Here is a 16734-nt window from a genome sequence, read left to right as displayed (position 1 = left end):
AGCTTTCAGTAAGTGGCTTCATTGGCTCGGGTAAATTTGCGCGCCAGCACGAAGCTTTCTTCGGTCACCGCATATTCCGCACCGCCCAGTCGGGACACGGGCCGGGCGGCAAGGGTGTCGAAATGACCGTCATCATGCAGGTAACCAGGGGCGATATGCATCCCCACCACCTGGCCGAACGTGACGTTGGTCTGAGGGCCGAGATCGCCACCGCCGAACGAGACGATCTTCATTACCTTGCATTCCAGGCTGCACGGCGATTGCGCGACACGCGGCGGCGCAACCATCCGGCAAGCCGCCTTTTCGATTCCGAAATGCTCGAATTCGTCGATACCGTAAGGGACGGGCGAAGATGTCTCGTTCATCGCCGCAACCTGATCGGCGCCGACCAGATTGAAGACGAATTCGCCGTTCAGCCGCACATTCGCCAGCGTATCCTTGGCAGCCCGATCCTCAGGCGTGTTGCAGGAGAACATCAGGATCGGAGGCAGATTCGAAACGATGTTGAAATAGGAAAACGGCGCCAGGTTCGCGCAGCCTTCGCCATCGACCGTGCTGAGCCAGCCGATCGGACGCGGCGCAATGATCGCATTGAAGACGCCGCGCTTGAACGCCGCGCTGTCGGCCGGATCGAGGAAGACGGGATGAGCATTTGCCATAATCAGTTCCGGCTTTCCGCCGCGTCGCGGCGCTGCGTGAGGGTCGCCATGATTTCCGGCAGACGTTCGCGCGCCCGTTCGGCAGCCTTGATATCGCCGCGCCATCGAGCCGAGCCGCCAATTTCCACGACATAGGTTGGCACTCCGCTGTCGGAGCAGACGAACTTGTCATTTTCCTCAGCCAGGCGCGTGCTGCGTACCATGAGGCCCAGGGTCGCTCGAGCGCTCTCCTGCTCCTCACGCTCGCGGGCGTTTTCCAGGGCACGCAGGGTGTCGGGTGGCACCCGCCGCAAAGCAGCCGAATACAGCGATTCCGAAATCTCCTGTATCAGGTCTTCGGTAATCATGCTGTTACAACATCCATATAACTAGGTTTTACCTTTAAATTGAGCCGTTCGGGCCGTCAAGCATTTTGCCGGTATGATTTCCAGTGACGAAGAGCGCCGCCGGGTTGTCCCTGACGCAGCGAACGAATGCGTCGTGCCCCAGCCAGGCATGGAGTTGGTGGAGCAGAATCTCGGAATCCGGGCGCGCGTCCATCCGCACGAAGGGCCAGTCGGATCCCCAGATCACCCGATCCGGCGCCGCCTCCACCAGTGCAGCGACAGTTGCTCGCATGTCGCTATAATCGAGCGGCAGGGCTGACCGACGCATATACGTGAGCTTGATCCACACCGTGCCGCTGGCGAGCGCATCGGCCATGCGGTCGAACCGGTACGACCCAGGGCGATCGTCGGGAGTCATGCCGGCAAGATGATCGAGGACCAGGGGCATGCCGTGCGCCGCCGCGGAAAACGCCGCATCGGTGCACATATCCAGATCGGCCCATAGCTGTGCATGCATGCCGGCATGGGCCATGTCGCCCCGCAACAACTCAAGCATGTCAAGGCCCTGGGTTCCGGGATAGCGGCCACCGCCCGGCCCGGCGACGCCCACGAACCGCAGCCCGACGATGCCGAGCGCGCGCAACTCACTCAGCGCTTGCCCGCTGACCGATCGATCGCAGGAACCGATTCCGCACAGCCGCCCGCCGCTTCGCGCCACCGCATCAAGCAGGGCGCGATGATCGCCTCCATAGGACGAAGGCTGGATCAGCACCGCACGATCGAAGCCCAGCACGTCGAGCAGCGTGCGATGCATCTGGCGATCGGCCACGGGCGGCGCATAGGCGCCTGCTTCCGCAACAGGAAATTGATCAAACGGCCCGAACACGTGCATGTGGCAGTCCCACGCGCCGCGCGGCAGTTGCACCGTTGGCCATGGGGCAGATGCAGGATCGGGATATTCAGTCACGATGCGATCCCCAAAGATCCAGCCTGGCTCGATTCAGCGCAGGCTCGGCGACACCCATCCGCGTCGCTTGAGCTATTGACCCAAATCTATAGGTCATGCAAGCGACGCGGAGCAAGGAATGGTGAATGACGGACCGACGGCCAGAAATGGCGGTAATCGCGGATTTGCCCGCTGATCTGCGTCACGCCTTGTCGAAGGATTTTGCCCTGGTCGACGAGCCGCTCGAGGGTGCTCACGCAATCGCGGTCGATGCCATTTCCGCGCACTATCGCGCGGTTGCGACCAGAGCGGTGCTGGGCGTCCCGCCCGGTTTGATCGAAGCGCTGCCAGACCTTGGCCTGGTTCTGTCACTGGGGGCTGGGCTGGACAATATCGACGCGATCGCGCTTGCGGCGCGTGGGGTGGAATTGGCCCACACCCCCGACCAGTTCACCGAGGATGTTGCCGATTTCGCACTTGGCCTGATGTACGCCGTACAGCGAAAGATCGTGGAGGCAGACCGGTTCGCGCGCAGCGGAGCGTGGTCCAGGGCGCGGTTTCCAAGTGCGCACCGGGTCAGCACCCGCCGCGTGGGAATCGCCGGACTTGGTCGCATCGGCCAGCGACTTGCGGAGAAATGCACGGCCCTTGGGATGCCGGTCAGCTATGACGGTCGCACGCGGCGCGATAATTGCCGCTACGCGTTTCACGACACAGCGCGGACTTAACATGCCACCACGGCCCTGATCGGACCGATGGTGCCTCGTCGGATCGGCTGAACCCTGGCCAGCCCTTCATCGCCGATCGAGCTTGTTGCGCTTGAGGAAGGCCGAGAGTTGATCCGCGACCGCGACATTGTTGAGATCGGCAAAAGGCATATGCGTGTTGCCCTTCAGGCCGACGGTCGGCAGCGACAGGATCTCCGCGTGGCCGCCATTGGCGTTCACGATCGCCACAAATTGCTGGCACAGACTGTACGCCGCGCTCCAGTTCTTTGACCGGGCGATGTTGTCACCGAACACGATCTGGATCGGAAAACGGGTCAGCCGTTTGAACTCCTCGAGCGGCACGGTGATCGGCCCGAACGGACCCGACCCTGCCGCTGGCCCCTGCCCTTCCGGGAAGATATAGCCAGGCGATTCATAGGCAACGATACCCTTGACGTTGTCGCTCTTGAGCGCTGCCAGAAAGGCGCGCAGCCCGCCGGCCGAATTGGTAACGAGAACGGTCGGGCCGATCCGATCGATCGCCGCCGCCGCGGCGGCGGCTTGCAGCAGCGCGTTCTCCACCGTGTCGAATTCGTCATATCGCGCGCGCGTGGCCTGGTTCCATGCCGCCGGATCACCGACCGGGAACTGGATGCCCGGGTACCAGTTGGGGTATTCGGAACCGAGGCGCCACGCAGTGAAATTGCCCTGATCGCGCCCAGGCACGGGCTTGTAGGTGTAGGGCTGGCAACCCCAATTGGCCCGGCCCACGCGCGGCCCATCCCACAGATATACGGGATAGCTCCGGCGCAGGAAGATGCTCTGGAATCCCTCTCCGCCGTCCCAGCGGTTTTGCCATACCGCCACGCTGGAGCTGTGCCACAACAGCAGCGCGGTCTTCCTGGCATGTGCGGGAACCTGATATTCGACGAAGCCATGGTCGCACGACAGCTGACCGCTGGTGGAATCGCCGATCGTCGTGCCACCCGCGAAGAACGACCCCTGCCGTTCGATGACGATCGGCGCCGCCCCGGCCGTGGCGGACAGCAGGCCGGCTGCCGCTGCGGCGACGAGGCCGCGCCGGACGCCAGCCTTCACCAGGCGCGCTATCATGATCATGGTTTTCGCTTACCCTTATGAAAGACTTGGCCGGCCAGTCACCGCGCCTGGCGGGCTCTTTGTCTGGTCTATATCCACCGGCATATGCCTGTTATCGAAACATGCTCGAACGTCCCTTGACCCGATCAATCCGCGGCGTTGGCCACCGGGATTTTCACGCCGCTGGTTCATGCATGTGACGAGCACGTACCGCATTTACCGGAAAAATTTCCGACTCTCAAGGAGGCTGGAGCCTATAAGCCGGAATATCAGGTGCGATTGAAGTGGAGGCCCGGCACGGTTGCGTTCTGGGACAATCTTCAGGTCCTGCACTATGCGGTGAACGATTATCACGGCCAACGGCGGATCATGCAGCGCATTTCCGTCGCCGGCATCCCCCTGGATGATGCTGGCTGCACCGATGCCGCCAACACCAGCCGAGCAGGCTGAGGACCGCCGCGATGCTGTTCAATCATGTGCTGGTCAGTACGAACGATCTGGAAAAAGCACGCGCCTTCTACGACGCGGTGACGCGCGCCCTGGGGTATGCCAACGGGGCGTCACAAGGCGCGCCGGTGTGTCCTGTCGCTGTGGCGACTACGGGTTCGCGGTGCGTGCTCCGCGCAATGGCGAAGCAGCCACCTCGGCCAACGGTAGAACGATTGGCTTCCGTGCCGGCAGCACTGACCAGGTCGACGCGTTCCATCGCGCCGGCCTGGCCAATGGCGGGGCCGACGATGGAGCCCCGGGCATTCGCCCGGACAGTTACGGGCAGCCGTATATTGCCTATCTCCGCGATCCCGACGGCAACAAGATCTGCGCAACGTGGAAGAGTTCCTGGCAAACCTGATCTTCGATCATTCAAGGTCGCGTAACTACAGCAAGGAGGAGGCAGCTTGCTCGATCTCTCCTGCCGCTGTTTGCAAGGGTCCCAGTAAATCCGTGATCAGGCGCTCAACCGAAGCCTTGGTGACCGATGTCGCCGCTACGATTGCCGCAGATTGCATCCCGCCCAGCGACAGCGGGACGGCGATCGAGCGTTGTCCGAGGAATATCTCCTGATCGTTGATGGCGAAACCGCGGATGCGTGCCATGGCGACCTGGTCGCGCAACTGATCCACGCTGGATACGGTGTTGGGGGTAAACGGGTCCAGTTTCCAACCCTTCAGCCGGCGCTTTAATTCGTCTGCCGGCAACCCGGCAAGCAGGACCTTTCCGGGTGCGGTGGCGTATGCCGGGAGTCTGGCGCCGACATGGACGTAGAACGGCTCGATCTGCTTGTGCGTGCCGCGCGCGATGTACACGATCTCGCGTTCGTCCAGGACGGTGATGCAGCACGTGGCGTCGAGCTGGCGCGCCAGCCGAACGAGCAGCGGCTGGGCAGTTTTGGAAAAAGGCTGAGACGACAGGTAGGCAAAGCCGAGGTTGAGGACCCGAGGGGTAAGGCAGAAACGCCCTTCGTCGGAGACTGCGTATCCCAGCTTTTCCAAAGTCCGCAGAATCCGCCGCGTGCTGCCTGGTGTGAGCTTAAGCTCACGCGCGATCTGGCTTAGCGTCCATTCCGGGTTTTCGGCACCGAATAGCTCCAGTACGGCCAGCCCTTTCTCAAGGGACGGGATGTAGTCATCGTCGACGGCACGCTGAGCTGGCATTTGGGATTCGCTTGCCTCGGGATCGGACTTGGCCATTGCTGGGGTCTTTCAATTATCAGCCCATGGAGAGCTGGCGACTTCCCGCTTTCCACGGGTTGACGGCGGGAATCAAGCTGGAGCCCCCGCTGCAGCAATTCGGCTTGCCCGGCGAATTGCGCGTCGCAGACGAGGTCACGACAGCAAGCCGGCAAAAGACGGCGACGGCACAAGCGTCGGTCGATTTGTGCGAAAGGCCGCAGCAGACCTCGAGGCCGCGCTGGATGTCCCTTTGAGTCGGCGATCGCCTTGCGCGAACGGTAGTGATTGATCGCGACCCCGCAATCTCAGATCAGCGATGCGGCGATCCACCCCGGCGGGTCGACCATATCATCCGCTTGATCCCAGGCCAGCCGCCCACTCGGCGCCCGAAACCACCCTGGCCTGGCGCGGGAATATCTTCCGCATCAGCACGTCGTGCACTTCGGCATCCGGATCGAAACAGCCATCCGACAGCACGGTCATGCGATAGGCCATGTCGAACGCGTGGCGTAGCGTCGAGAGCACCACGCCACCCGTCGATACGCCGGCCAGCACCAGATCGCGGATGTCGTGCGTGCGCAGCACCAGTTCCAGGCCGCTACCGGCAAAGGCGCTGAAGCGGCGCTTGTCGATCACCGGCTCGCCGTCCTGCGGCACGAATTCCTCGAGCAGCCGCGACGATGCGCCGCTGAACCGACCCGCCGCTTTCGCCCCGGAAAAGACCGGAGTCTCCTCGCCGATCTCGGGATAGCCATCGCGGAAGCCCACCTTGACGAAGATCACCCTCACCCCGCTGGCCCGCGCCGCCGCCAGCGCATCGAGCGCGACCTGCACCGTGCCGGCCGCCCGCGAATGCTCGGCGATGTCGGCCTGGAAATCCATCAGCAGCAAGGCGGTACGGGCGTTCGACATGGGGGAACTCCTGTTGGGCCGGGTCAGCCGAGATAGGCCCAGGGCCTGAGCGCCCGGTCGGCCGCCTGGAACGCCGCGATCTCGGCGCCGCGTTCGAGCGTCAGGTCGATCGCGTCGATCCCGAACAGCAGCATCCGCCGCGCCTCGTCGTCGATCCGGAAGGCCCAGTCGCGATCCGCCACCGACACGCGCATGGCCTCCAGATCGATCGTGACCTGTTCGCCGCCATCGCTTGCCTCGACCATATCGGCGATCGCGCGCACCGCATCTTCGGTCAGTTCGACCGGCACGATGCCGTTGCGCACGCAATTGCCGCGAAAGATCGGGTTGAAGCTCGTCGCGATCACTGCGCGGAAGCCATATTCGGCCAGCGCCCAGGCGGCATGTTCGCGGCTCGATCCGCAGCCGAAATTCGCGCCGCCGATCAGGATCTTCGCCCCGGCAAATTCAGGCCGGTTGAGCACGAAACCGGGCTCGGGCTCGCGCCCGCCGATCGCGGTATAGCGCCACCCGGCGAACAGTCCGTCCGCCAGCCCCTTCTTCGATACCGATTTCATCTCGCGCGACGGGATGATCGCGTCGGTATCGATATTGTCGCGCACCAGCGGCAGTGCGACGGCGGCGAGCGATCGGAACGGGGCCGCGCTCATGCCGCCAGCATCCGCGGATCGGCGATATGCCCGGCGATGGCCGAGGCCGCCACCGTCTCCGGCGAGGCCAGGTGCGATCGAGTCTCCGGCCCCTGCCGGCTCTCGAAATTGCGGTTGGTCGAGGTGATCACCCGCTGCCGGAAACCGAAGCTCTCGCCACCGGCGAAGAAACACATGGAGCACCCTGCCTCGCGCCATTCGAACCCGGCGTCGCGGAAAACGCGATCCAGCCCCTCGGCCTCGGCCGCGGCCTTGACGGCGGTCGAGCCCGGCACGCAGATCGCCTTCACGCCCGCCGCCACCTTGCGTCCGCGCAGGATGTCCGCCGCGCGCCGCAGGTCGGAGATGCGCGCATTGGTACACGATCCGATGAATGCGGCGTCGATCGGCAGCGTCTCCAGCCGGTCACCGGGCTGAAGCCCCATATAGCTGAGCGCGCGGTCATGCCCCGCCTGGGTCCCGCACGCCACTGCATCGAAGGCCGGCACCGGATCGCCCAGCGCCAGCGCCTGTTGCGGGCTGGTGCCCCAGGACACCATCGGCGGCACATCGGCCGCATCGATGACATGATCCGTGTCGAACACCGCGTCCTCGTCGGAGTTCAGCGTGCGCCAGAATGCCACCGCCTCGTCCCATGCCGCGGCGTCGGGTGCGTAGCTGCGCCCCTGCAGATAGGCGAACACCATTTCGTCCGGCGCGATGATGGCGGAAAAGGCAGCGAGCTCGGTCGCCATGTTGCACAGGGTCAGCCGCCCCTCGACGTCGAGCGCGCGAACGGCCTCACCGGCATATTCGAGATGATGCCCGCTCGCCCCGGCCGATCCGAACCGCGAGACGATATGCAGCGCCAGATCCTTCGCCGTCACCCCCGTGCCGAGCCGCCCGCGGACGGTGATCCGCATCGTCTTCGGCTTGCGCACTCGCAGCGTGGCGGTCGCCAGCGCATGTTCGGCCTCGGTCGATCCGATGCCCCAGGCCAGCGCGCCAAGCGCCCCTTGCGTGCAGGTATGGCTGTCCGGGCAGACCAGCGACAGGCCCGGCAGCACGATGCCCTGCTCGGGCGAGATCACATGCACGATGCCCTGCCGCGGGTCGCCGATGTCGAACAGGGTCAGCCCGGCGTCCAGCGCTGCCTTGCGCGTGGCAGTGATGAACTGCGTGCCGGTCGGCATGATCGTGCGATCGCCCCGCCCCGGCAGCGTATCGACGATATGGTCCATCGTCACGAATACCTGGGCCGGCACGGCGACCGCACGGCCCGCCTCGGCCAGGCTCTCCAGCGCAACGCTGCCGGTGCGTTCGTGCAGTAATATCCGGTCGATCAGGAGCAGGTCAGTCCCCTCCCCCAGATCGGCGATGGTGTGCAGGTCCCATAATTTGTCGAACAGCGTACGGCCCATGGTCAGGCGACTCCACCGTTCGCCCGCAGCTCGGCGATCGCCGGCGCCCCATAGCCAAGCTCGGCCAGCACGGCATCGCTGTCGGCGCCGATCTGGGGAATGTCGCGCTGAAGCTCAAGCCGCGCGCCGTCCAGCTCGACCGGCAGGCCCGGCAGCTTGGTCGTACGGCCATCGGGCAGGGTCAGCTCGATCAGGCCGCCCGCATTCAGATGGGCATCGTCGAACAGATCCTCGGGCCGCGCGATCGGGGCGAACGGCAGGCCGATCGCCTCCACTTTCGCGATCAGCTCGGCGCGCGGCATCGCGCCGAACAAGGCGCGAATCTGCGGCACAATCTCGTCGCGCGCCAGCACGCGCTGGTTGTTCTTGACGAAGCGCGGATCGGCCCCCAGCGCGTCCAGCCCGAACGCAGTGCAGAACGCCACCCATTGCGCATCGCTCACCACGCCGACGAACAATTGCTCGTCCGGCACGGCGGTATCGAATACGTCATAGATCGCCCAGGCCGAAATGCGCACTGGCATCGGCCGCGCCGCCTGACCGGTCACCGCAGCCTGCGCCATATGCTGGCCGACCAGGAAGGCGGTGGTCTCGTACAGCGAGCAGCGCACCTCGCCCCCTTCCCCGGTGCGGTGGCGGCGTTCCAGCGCGGCAAGGATGCCGATCACGCCGAACATGCCGCCGGTGATGTCGATCACCGAGGAACCCGCGCGAAGCGGGCGCCCGGGCGGCCCGGTCATATAGGCAAGGCCACCCATCATCTGAGTCACTTCGTCGAGCGCGGTGCGGTTCTCATAGGGGCCGGCGAGGAATCCCTTGGCCGAACAATAGATCAGCCCCGGATTCTCGACTTTCAGCGATTCGTACGACAGCCCCAGCCGGGCGAGCGTGCCGGGGCGGAAATTCTCGATCAGGATATCGGCGTCGACGGCCAGCTGGCGCGCCACCTTCAGCCCGGCTTCGCTCTTCAGGTCGAGGCAGATGCTGCGCTTGTTGCGGTTGAACATCGGAAAATATCCCGCGCCCGAACCGAGCAGCTCGCGCGTTTGGTCGCCGCCGATCGGCTCGACCTTGACGACCTCGGCACCAAGGTCCGCCAGGATCACGCCGACCGCTGGACCCATCACCATATGAGTGAATTCGACAACTTTCAGGCCGGCCAGCGGGAAGGCGCTCTGCTGCATTCGTATCTCGATATTGCTGTAAGCACGCCTTGAATGGCGCATTTCATTTGATATAGACGTAAGACAAATAACGCAACGGGCAACGAAAGGTCCTCCAGTGAACGTCATGGACGGCATCGACATTCTCGTCAGCGAGGTGGGCCCGCGCGACGGCTTGCAGAGCATCTCGCCGATCATGCCAACCGAGACGAAAAAGGCGTGGATCAGCGCCGAAGCGGCCGCCGGCGTGCGCGAGATCGAGGTCGGCAGTTTCGTCCCCGCCAGCGTCCTGCCGCAACTCGCCGACACTGCCGAGATCGTCGCTCACGCGCGCACCATCCCCGGCCTCACCGTCGCCGTGCTGGTTCCCAACGTGCGCGGCGCGCAGGCCGCGATCGAGGCCGGCGCGCACAAGATCACCCTGCCCTTGTCGGTGTCCGAGACTCATTCTCTGGCCAATCTGCGCCGCACGCACGAACAGGTGCTGGCCGGTGCCAGGGAAATCGCCACAATGATCGCTGCCTTGCCCGCGGAACGCCGGCCGCATTTCGAAGGCAGCCTGTCGACGGCGTTCGGCTGCACGCTCGAAGGCCCGATTCCCGACGCCCAGATCGCCCGTCTCGCCGAGGGGCTGATGGCGGCCGGCTGCGACGAGGTCGGCATCTCCGATACCACCGGCTATGCCGATCCCGCCGCGGTGAAGCGGCTGATCGCGCTGGTGCGGAATGCCGTCGGCCACGATGCCGTCACCGGCATCCATCTGCACAATACGCGCGGCCTCGGCCTTGCCAATGCGCTCGCCGCGCTCGACTGCGGCCTCACCACACTCGATTCGTCTCTGGGTGGTCTTGGCGGTTGTCCCTTTGCGCCGGGGGCGTCCGGCAATATCGTCACGGAGGATCTCGTCTTCATGCTCGAGGCGATGGGCCTGCGCACCGGCATCGATATCGATCGGCTGACCGCGGTGCGCGATATTCTGGCGCACGCCCTGCCGGGCGAGCCGCTTTATGGTTTTATCCCCGATGCGGGCCTGCCGCTCGGGTTCAAGACGGCCGCTGTGCGCCGGATCGAGGAGGTTGCATGAATATCGTCGGCACGAAGATGGTCAGCGACGGCAAGACCGCGCGACAGCTGTTCGACGAGGTGATGGCCAACCCGGCGCGTGCCAAGTTCGGCTTCGGCGACAAACTCGCGATCGTGAACGTCGATTTCCAGAACGCCTATACCCGCATCGACGAATTCAAGACTGCCTATGAAACCGATCCGCGCCAGATCGAATACGTCAACACCATCTCCCGCCTGGCACGCGCCAAGGGCATGCCGGTGGTGTGGACTCACGTCGCCTATGCCGAGGACGCGTCCGATGCCGGTGTGTGGGGAACGCGCACCAACACCCCGGATTCTCTGCAGAACATCAAATATGACTCGCGCCGCCACGCGTTTGACGATCGCTGCGAGATCGATCATGCGAAGGACGCGATCTACACCAAGCGCATGCCCTCGCCCTTCTTCGAAACGCCGCTGCAGAGCCTGCTCGTGTGGCACAAGGTGGATACGGTGGTGATCACCGGCGGCTCGACCTCGGGTTGCGTCCGCGCGGCCGCGGTCGACTCGCTCTCGCGCGGCTATCGCACGATTGTCCCGATCGAGACCTGTGCCGACAAGCATGAGAGCTATCACTTCGCCAACCTCACCGATCTTCAGCTGAAATATGCCGATGTCGAGCCGGTCCAGACCGTGATCGACTGGCTGGAGGCGCGTTGATGCGGGAAGGTGATGCCGATCCCGGCCTGTACGATTTCCGCCCTTACCGCGATCGTGCGAAGATCGCCTGGCCCGACGGCAAGACAGTCGCCGTCTGGATCTCCCCGAACATCGAATTCTACGAACTGGATCCGCCGGCCAACCCGCATCGCAAGAGCTGGGCGAAGCCGCATCCGGACGTGGTCGGCTACAGCCACCGCGATTACGGCAACCGCGTCGGCCACCAGCGGCTGGTCGACGTCATGGAACGCCACGGTTTCAGGGGCTCCGTCTCGCTGTCGGTCGCGATGTGCCAGCATCACCCGGAGATCATCGCTCAGGTGAATGCGCTTGGCTGGGAATTCTTCAGCCACGGCGTCTACAACACACGCTACAGCTACGGCATGGACGAGGCGCAGGAGCGCGCGCTGATCGAGGATTCGATCCGCACGGTCCGCGACGCGACGGGCCAGACGATCAAGGGATGGCTCGCCCCTGCCCTCACCCACACGCCACGCACGCTCGATCTGATCGCCGAATATGGCCTCACCTATACCTGCGATCTGTATCACGACGATCAGCCGGGGCCGGTGCATGTCGCTACGGGTCGGCTGGTGTCGATGCCGTACAGCCTGGAGGTGAACGATCATTACGGCTTCTCGGTCTACAACATGTCCCCCCGGGAATATGCCGAAACGCTGATCCGCCAATTTGATCGTCTCGCGGCGGAAGGCGCACAGTCCGGCACGGTGATGTGCATTCCGCTGCACGCCTATTTGATCGGCCAGCCGCACCGCATCGGCGCGTTCGAAGAAGTGCTACGCCACATCGCCGCCGACGGGCGCGCCTGGATCACGCGCAGCGGCGACATCGCCGATCATTTCCTGGCCCATGATTACGACGCCGCCACCGCTGACGCGGCGCGCTACACGACGAAAGGCCGGTAATGGCGCTCGATCCCGCGTATCTCGAATATTCCCGGCGCCGCCACGGCATGGACCATGATTTCTATCCATGGTCGAGCATCACCGAACGACCGCCGCTCGCCTGGCCCGGCGGCAGGGGCGTCGCGGTATGGATGCTGGTCAATCTCGAATGGTTTCCGATCACCCCGGCCGACAAGCCGTTCCGCGCGCCGGGGCACATGCAGACCGCCTATCCCGATTATCGCCATTATACGGCGCGCGAATATGGCACGCGCGTCGGCTTTTATCGCCTGCTCGATGCTTTCGCGAAGGTCGGCGCGCCCGTCTCGGTCGCGGTCAACGCGGCCATTGCCCATCGTTATCCCTCGATCATCGCCGACATCGTCGCCGCGGGCCATGAGATCGTCGCGCATTCGACTGACATGAACGGCGCCATTGCCGGTGGCATGGATTCGGACGCGGAGCGAGAGTTGATCCTCAAATCGCTCGATTCGCTTGAAAAGGTTTCAGGCAAGCGCCCGCGCGGCTGGCATTCGATCGCCCGCTCGCAAAGCTTCGCCACGCCCGGCCTGCTGGTCGAGGCAGGCCTCGACTATATGTGCGATTGGGTGAACGACGAACTTCCCTATCGCTTCACCACGGCCCAGGGCGACATCGTCAACCTGCCGCTCAACCACGAGCTGTCGGATCGCCAGATCCTGGTCAACCAGCAGCATTCGGTCGATTCCTATGTCGAGCAGATGACCGACGCCTATGACCTGCTCGAAGCCGAAAGCGCGACCTTCGGCGGCCGCATGCTGCCGCTCAACCTCACGCCGTACATCATGGGCCTGCCTTACCGGATCGACGCGTTCGAACGCCTGCTCGCCGATCTCGCCGCCCGTCCCGCCACCTGGTTCGCCCGCGGCGACGAGATCGTCGATGCGTCGAAGGGGGCGGTCTAAGACCGCCTCTTAAGCCCCGAGCTTCCTCAGGGTGATCGGGCGGCGCGGGATCGTGACCGCTTTCTGCCGCGTATAGAAATCCTCGCACGCCCGGCCGCCGTCAGCGCCGATGCCGGATTCCTTCCAGCCGCCGAATGGTGCGCGCAGCTCGCGCATCATCGGCGTGTTGCACCATACGATGCCCGCCTGGATGCGCTCCTGCGCTTCCATGATGCGCATCAGGCTCTGCGACCAGACATAGGAGACCAGGCCGAAGCGGCTGGCATTGGCGAGCGTGTAGGCCTCCTCGTCCGTATCGAACACGAGGATGGCACCGAACGGGCCGAAAATCTCCTCCTGGCAGACGCGCGATTCATTGGAATCGGCCCGCACGAGGGTCGGCTCGACATAGCAGCCGCGCTCGAACGCCGGCGCGCGCTTCCCGCCGGTGAGCAGCGAAACGCCCGTCTCGCCCGGCTGCGGCGCGAAGCCGAGCACATGCGCCATGTGCCGCGCCGAGACGAGCGGCCCGATCTCCGTCGCCGGATCGCGCGGATCGCCCACGCGAATGCGCTTCGCCCGTTCGACCAGGGCCTCGATGAACCGATCGGCGATACCGCGCTGCACCAGGATGCGCGATCCGGCCAGGCATTGCTGGCCGTTATTGGTGAAGATGCCGAGCAACGCCCCGTCCACCGCCTGGTCGAAATCGGCATCGTCGAACACGATATTGGCCGATTTGCCGCCCAGTTCTACCGTCGCCGGCTTGAGCAGTTCGCCGGCCGTGCGCATGATCACGCGGCCGGTCGGCGTGCCGCCGGTGAAGGTCACGACATCGACGTCCGGGTTGCGGATCAGCCGGTCGCCCGTGGTCGCGCCGCGGCCGTTGACGAGGTTGACGACGCCCTCGGGGATGCCCGCCGCGCCGAGTATCTCGACCAACCGGCTGATCCCGAGCGGTGCCTGTTCGGAGGGCTTCAGCACGCAGGAATTGCCGAAGGCGATGCACGACGCGATCTTCATCGATCCCAGCGCCAATGGCGAGTTCCAAGGGCTGATCAGCGCCGCAACGCCGATCGGCTCGCGCCGGACGAATGTCAGATAATCCGGGTTCTGTTCGAACAGCTCGCCCGAGCTTTGCCCGATATAATCGGCGAAGAAGCGGAAATTGTCCGCGGCGCGCGGGATCGATCGGCCCTTGATCTGCGCCAGCGGCAGGCCGGTATTGGCGCATTCGAGATCGCCCAGCTCGGCCGTCGCCGCATCGATCAGGTCGGCGCAGCTGCGCAGCACTGCCTGTCTTTTGTCGACCGGCATGGTCCGCCAAACGCCCTGGTCGAAACTGCGCCGCGCCGCGGCCACGGCACGGTCGATGGTCGCGTTATCGGCCTCGGGCAATTCGACGATCAGCGCGTCGGTAGCCGGATCGATCACCGGGATCGGCGCTTCGCCGGTGCTGACGGTCTCGCCGTCGATCCATGCGGTTATCATGCTCATCTCATTGTCCTTTCGGGTCGATCGCCGCCGCGCAGCGGGCATGCCAGGCACGGGACGCGGCAGGGTCGAGCAGGTCGGTTGCCCCCACCGCCGCGCAGAGCGCCGCGGCGAGGCAGAAGTTGGAAGACAGGATCGGCACGGTCGCGGTCGCGCCGGCGATCAGCGGCAGCGAGGGCATTCCGGTGCCGCTCAGCAGCACGGCGTCCACCGCGCCCAGGTCGATCCGCGCCAGTGCCGCGGCCGCGGCATCGCTGCCGAGCGCATAGATGCCGCGCGTATCGGCATCCGGCGCGAGATCCCCCGCCGCGGCGACCGCGACGAGTTCATAGCCCAACCCGGACCAGTAGCGCGTTGCCGCCTCGGCCAGCGCCGCCGGATAGGGCGAGACCATGGCGATACGCCGCGCGCCGATCCGCTGCAGCGCGCGGTGGATCGCCTCGGCCGCGGTGATGATCGGATAGCCGAAACGGTCCTCGCACGCGGCGATCGTCGCGCGGGCGTCGTCCAGCGCGATCAGATAGGACGATGCCGTACAGGCAAAACCGAACACGTCCGGTCGGAACGTGTCGAACGCGGCGAGATCCTCGGCCAAGTCGAGCAGATAGGCGCGCAGCCGATCGGCCGGCGCGTTCGCTGCGCTGGTCAGCCGCGTGACGGTCAGGCTCACCGCCGGCGGCAGCAGGATGGCGAATTCGGTCTCGACCGTCGGATTGGCCTGCGGCGTCCCGATGCCGATGCGACCCGCGCGGCCATAGTCATAACCGCCCGCGGTCATGCGATCTCGGCCGCGCGCCGCAGCCCCGCGATCATCGAGCTGCGCAGCAGATGCGCGCGCGCCTGCTCCGGATCGGCCGCGACGGCCTGCAGCGCAGTCAGCATCTCGCGGCGCTTGTCGCCGTCGCGCTCCTGCATCCGCGCACGGTTGCGGTCGGCCTGCGCCAGAACCTCCTGCTCGGCAATCGGGCGACGGCGGCGGGTATAGCGGTCGAGCAGCGCGTCGTCCGCCCCGCCCCACACCTGCCGCAGCGTCTCGGCCAGCTCGAACGCGTCGTGCACGCCGCCATTCATCCCCATGCCTCCCGCCGGCGAATTGACGTGCGCTGCGTCCCCGGCGAGCAGGATGCGGCCGGCGCGGTAATCGTCGGCGATGCGCATGTGCACGCGGTAGGCGCGCGTCTCGATCACGTCGTGCGGCGTGTCGCTCGGCGCGATCTCCTGCAGCTTGCGCGCGATGCTGGCCGGCGTCAGCCCGTCCTCGATGCTCTCGTCATGATCGGGATAGAGGCTGCAGCGCCACAATTGCCTGAGCCTCAGCAGCGAGAAGGTGCCGCCCGCCTTCCACACATAATTGACGTTGGACAGGCCCGGCAGATGATCCTGGAACGGAAAGGTCGTCGTCGCGAGGATCGTCGTCTCGGGATAGGTCTTGCCCTCGAAGCCGATGCCGGCCGCCTGCCGCACCACGCTGCGCGATCCGTCGGCGCCGATCACATAGCGCGCAGTGAGTTCGACGGGATCGCCGCCGCCCAGCGGACGCGCCGTCACCGTCACCCCGTCCGCATCCTGCGCCACGCGCTCGACCCGCTGGCCGAGCAGCAACCGCACCTTGCCCTCCGTCCCGAGCCGCTCGAGCAGCAGCGCGCACAGCCGCGACTGCTCGCATTGCAGGCGGAACGGGTGGCGCGTGTCCCCGGCAAGCACCGAGAGGTCGAATTCGGCGCGCTCGCCCGTCTGGTGCAGGCGAATCTGCCAGGTCGGGCTGCGTAGGCCCTGCGCCACCAAAGGCGCGGCCAGCCCGAGCGTATCGAGCATGTCGAGCGTCGGCGGATGGAAGGTCGAGGCGCGCAGGTCGGTCGCCAGCACGGGCTCCTCGGCGATCAGCGTGCAGGGGATGCCGTGCTGCCCGAGCAGATAAGCGGCGGTGAGCCCGACCGGCCCTGCCCCGACAACGATCACGCCCGTTTCCATGCCCGTTGCCGACCCCGTTGACCCGTGAATGATTTGTATTACTTCTAATAGGAATGAGACGGGCGCAAGCGGTTTCTGCGCCGGCGCAAATAAGCATGGGATAATCGCCGGGGGTGCATTGCTACGGCTGAAAGAGCATGTTAGCG

19 protein-coding genes are annotated in these 16734 nt (G+C 65.2%); 7 read left to right on the top strand and 12 right to left on the bottom strand.

Annotated elements, in window-relative coordinates:
• Positions 1-5 precede the first annotated feature (5 nt).
• From U1769_RS15750 to U1769_RS15740, 3 genes are read right to left on the bottom strand one after another with little or no spacing between them, the layout of a single operon-like run.
• On the bottom strand, positions 6-659 hold the full coding sequence (locus tag U1769_RS15750) for a flavin reductase family protein (protein WP_332717859.1): 654 nt from the start codon (positions 657-659) through the stop codon (positions 6-8).
• A 2-nt stretch (positions 660-661) separates the two neighbouring features.
• On the bottom strand, positions 662-1006 hold the full coding sequence (locus U1769_RS15745) for a fumarate hydratase (protein WP_332717857.1): 345 nt from the start codon (positions 1004-1006) through the stop codon (positions 662-664).
• A 34-nt stretch (positions 1007-1040) separates the two neighbouring features.
• A complete protein-coding gene (locus U1769_RS15740; RefSeq protein ID WP_332718724.1) occupies positions 1041-1877 on the bottom strand; it encodes an amidohydrolase family protein in 837 nt (278 codons plus the stop codon).
• Positions 1878-2077: 200 nt separating this feature from the next.
• On the opposite strand from U1769_RS15740, the gene U1769_RS15735 reads away from it, so the two are divergent.
• Complete coding sequence (locus U1769_RS15735) at positions 2078-2659, top strand: NAD(P)-dependent oxidoreductase (RefSeq protein ID WP_332717855.1); 582 nt, start codon at positions 2078-2080, stop codon at positions 2657-2659.
• 66 nt (positions 2660-2725) lie between these two features.
• Here U1769_RS15735 and U1769_RS15730 read toward each other — a convergent pair whose 3' ends face one another.
• Positions 2726-3751 (bottom strand): alpha/beta hydrolase, encoded by a 1026-nt coding sequence (locus U1769_RS15730; protein ID WP_332717853.1) that lies wholly within the window; start codon positions 3749-3751, stop codon positions 2726-2728.
• A gap of 144 nt (positions 3752-3895) precedes the next feature.
• On the opposite strand from U1769_RS15730, the gene U1769_RS15725 reads away from it, so the two are divergent.
• Positions 3896-4186 (top strand): TauD/TfdA dioxygenase family protein, encoded by a 291-nt coding sequence (locus U1769_RS15725; protein WP_332717851.1) that lies wholly within the window; start codon positions 3896-3898, stop codon positions 4184-4186.
• 160 nt (positions 4187-4346) lie between these two features.
• Positions 4347-4586, top strand: coding sequence for a VOC family protein (locus U1769_RS15720; RefSeq protein WP_332717849.1), 240 nt, complete (start codon positions 4347-4349; stop codon positions 4584-4586).
• A gap of 25 nt (positions 4587-4611) precedes the next feature.
• Here U1769_RS15720 and U1769_RS15715 read toward each other — a convergent pair whose 3' ends face one another.
• The 5 genes from U1769_RS15715 to U1769_RS15695 form a co-directional block, all read right to left on the bottom strand.
• Complete coding sequence (locus tag U1769_RS15715) at positions 4612-5424, bottom strand: IclR family transcriptional regulator domain-containing protein (RefSeq protein ID WP_332717847.1); 813 nt, start codon at positions 5422-5424, stop codon at positions 4612-4614.
• 330 nt (positions 5425-5754) lie between these two features.
• Entirely contained in the window at positions 5755-6318 is a 564-nt protein-coding gene (locus U1769_RS15710; protein ID WP_332717845.1) for a cysteine hydrolase family protein, read from the bottom strand.
• 23 nt (positions 6319-6341) lie between these two features.
• Positions 6342-6968: a 3-isopropylmalate dehydratase small subunit gene (gene leuD / locus U1769_RS15705; RefSeq protein WP_332717843.1), complete on the bottom strand. Its 627-nt coding sequence runs from the start codon at positions 6966-6968 to the stop codon at positions 6342-6344.
• A complete protein-coding gene (locus U1769_RS15700) occupies positions 6965-8368 on the bottom strand; it encodes a 3-isopropylmalate dehydratase large subunit (RefSeq protein ID WP_332717841.1) in 1404 nt (467 codons plus the stop codon). Before U1769_RS15700 ends, leuD begins: the two co-directional genes overlap by 4 nt.
• 2 nt (positions 8369-8370) lie before the next feature.
• On the bottom strand, positions 8371-9594 hold the full coding sequence (locus U1769_RS15695) for a CaiB/BaiF CoA transferase family protein (protein WP_332717839.1): 1224 nt from the start codon (positions 9592-9594) through the stop codon (positions 8371-8373).
• 64 nt (positions 9595-9658) lie between these two features.
• On the opposite strand from U1769_RS15695, the gene U1769_RS15690 reads away from it, so the two are divergent.
• From U1769_RS15690 to U1769_RS15675, 4 genes are read left to right on the top strand one after another with little or no spacing between them, the layout of a single operon-like run.
• Positions 9659-10615, top strand: a complete 957-nt coding sequence (locus U1769_RS15690; protein WP_332718722.1) for a hydroxymethylglutaryl-CoA lyase — start codon at positions 9659-9661, stop codon at positions 10613-10615.
• On the top strand, positions 10612-11295 hold the full coding sequence (locus tag U1769_RS15685; protein ID WP_332717837.1) for an isochorismatase family protein: 684 nt from the start codon (positions 10612-10614) through the stop codon (positions 11293-11295). The genes U1769_RS15690 and U1769_RS15685 overlap by 4 nt, the downstream gene beginning before the upstream one ends.
• The gene (locus U1769_RS15680; RefSeq protein ID WP_332717835.1) at positions 11295-12221 is read left to right on the top strand and encodes a polysaccharide deacetylase family protein; all 927 of its coding nucleotides are present in this window, start codon (positions 11295-11297) and stop codon (positions 12219-12221) included. Before U1769_RS15685 ends, U1769_RS15680 begins: the two co-directional genes overlap by 1 nt.
• On the top strand, positions 12221-13144 hold the full coding sequence (locus U1769_RS15675; RefSeq protein WP_332717833.1) for a polysaccharide deacetylase family protein: 924 nt from the start codon (positions 12221-12223) through the stop codon (positions 13142-13144). The genes U1769_RS15680 and U1769_RS15675 overlap by 1 nt, the downstream gene beginning before the upstream one ends.
• 9 nt (positions 13145-13153) lie before the next feature.
• Here U1769_RS15675 and U1769_RS15670 read toward each other — a convergent pair whose 3' ends face one another.
• Genes U1769_RS15670 through U1769_RS15660 form a run of 3 tightly spaced genes read right to left on the bottom strand, consistent with a single transcriptional unit; the run spans position 13154 to position 16576 of the window.
• Positions 13154-14620: an aldehyde dehydrogenase gene (locus U1769_RS15670; RefSeq protein WP_332717831.1), complete on the bottom strand. Its 1467-nt coding sequence runs from the start codon at positions 14618-14620 to the stop codon at positions 13154-13156.
• Position 14621: 1 nt separating this feature from the next.
• Positions 14622-15395 (bottom strand): maleate cis-trans isomerase family protein, encoded by a 774-nt coding sequence (locus U1769_RS15665; protein ID WP_332717829.1) that lies wholly within the window; start codon positions 15393-15395, stop codon positions 14622-14624.
• The gene (locus tag U1769_RS15660) at positions 15392-16576 is read right to left on the bottom strand and encodes an FAD-dependent oxidoreductase (protein ID WP_332717827.1); all 1185 of its coding nucleotides are present in this window, start codon (positions 16574-16576) and stop codon (positions 15392-15394) included. The genes U1769_RS15665 and U1769_RS15660 overlap by 4 nt, the downstream gene beginning before the upstream one ends.
• Positions 16577-16734 lie beyond the last annotated feature (158 nt).

Origin of the sequence: Parasphingomonas zepuensis (assembly GCF_036663735.1) — a bacterium.
In the GTDB taxonomy this organism is placed as follows: Bacteria; Pseudomonadota; Alphaproteobacteria; order Sphingomonadales; family Sphingomonadaceae; genus Sphingomonas.
This window is presented reverse-complemented; position numbering and strand designations above follow the sequence as displayed.

Coding starts and splice junctions, on each gene's coding strand:
- U1769_RS15750 (WP_332717859.1), bottom strand. CDS start 659: ATGGCAAATGCTCATCCCGTCTTCCTCGATCCGGCCGACAGCGCGGCG.
- U1769_RS15745 (WP_332717857.1), bottom strand. CDS start 1,006: ATGATTACCGAAGACCTGATACAGGAGATTTCGGAATCGCTGTATTCG.
- U1769_RS15685 (WP_332717837.1), top strand. CDS start 10,612: ATGAATATCGTCGGCACGAAGATGGTCAGCGACGGCAAGACCGCGCGA.
- U1769_RS15740 (WP_332718724.1), bottom strand. CDS start 1,877: ATGCACGTGTTCGGGCCGTTTGATCAATTTCCTGTTGCGGAAGCAGGC.
- U1769_RS15690 (WP_332718722.1), top strand. CDS start 9,659: ATGGACGGCATCGACATTCTCGTCAGCGAGGTGGGCCCGCGCGACGGC.
- U1769_RS15730 (WP_332717853.1), bottom strand. CDS start 3,751: ATGATAGCGCGCCTGGTGAAGGCTGGCGTCCGGCGCGGCCTCGTCGCC.
- U1769_RS15695 (WP_332717839.1), bottom strand. CDS start 9,594: ATGCGCCATTCAAGGCGTGCTTACAGCAATATCGAGATACGAATGCAG.
- U1769_RS15715 (WP_332717847.1), bottom strand. CDS start 5,424: ATGGCCAAGTCCGATCCCGAGGCAAGCGAATCCCAAATGCCAGCTCAG.
- U1769_RS15735 (WP_332717855.1), top strand. CDS start 2,078: ATGACGGACCGACGGCCAGAAATGGCGGTAATCGCGGATTTGCCCGCT.
- U1769_RS15710 (WP_332717845.1), bottom strand. CDS start 6,318: ATGTCGAACGCCCGTACCGCCTTGCTGCTGATGGATTTCCAGGCCGAC.
- U1769_RS15680 (WP_332717835.1), top strand. CDS start 11,295: ATGCGGGAAGGTGATGCCGATCCCGGCCTGTACGATTTCCGCCCTTAC.
- U1769_RS15675 (WP_332717833.1), top strand. CDS start 12,221: ATGGCGCTCGATCCCGCGTATCTCGAATATTCCCGGCGCCGCCACGGC.
- leuD (WP_332717843.1), bottom strand. CDS start 6,968: ATGAGCGCGGCCCCGTTCCGATCGCTCGCCGCCGTCGCACTGCCGCTG.
- U1769_RS15665 (WP_332717829.1), bottom strand. CDS start 15,395: ATGACCGCGGGCGGTTATGACTATGGCCGCGCGGGTCGCATCGGCATC.
- U1769_RS15700 (WP_332717841.1), bottom strand. CDS start 8,368: ATGGGCCGTACGCTGTTCGACAAATTATGGGACCTGCACACCATCGCC.
- U1769_RS15670 (WP_332717831.1), bottom strand. CDS start 14,620: ATGAGCATGATAACCGCATGGATCGACGGCGAGACCGTCAGCACCGGC.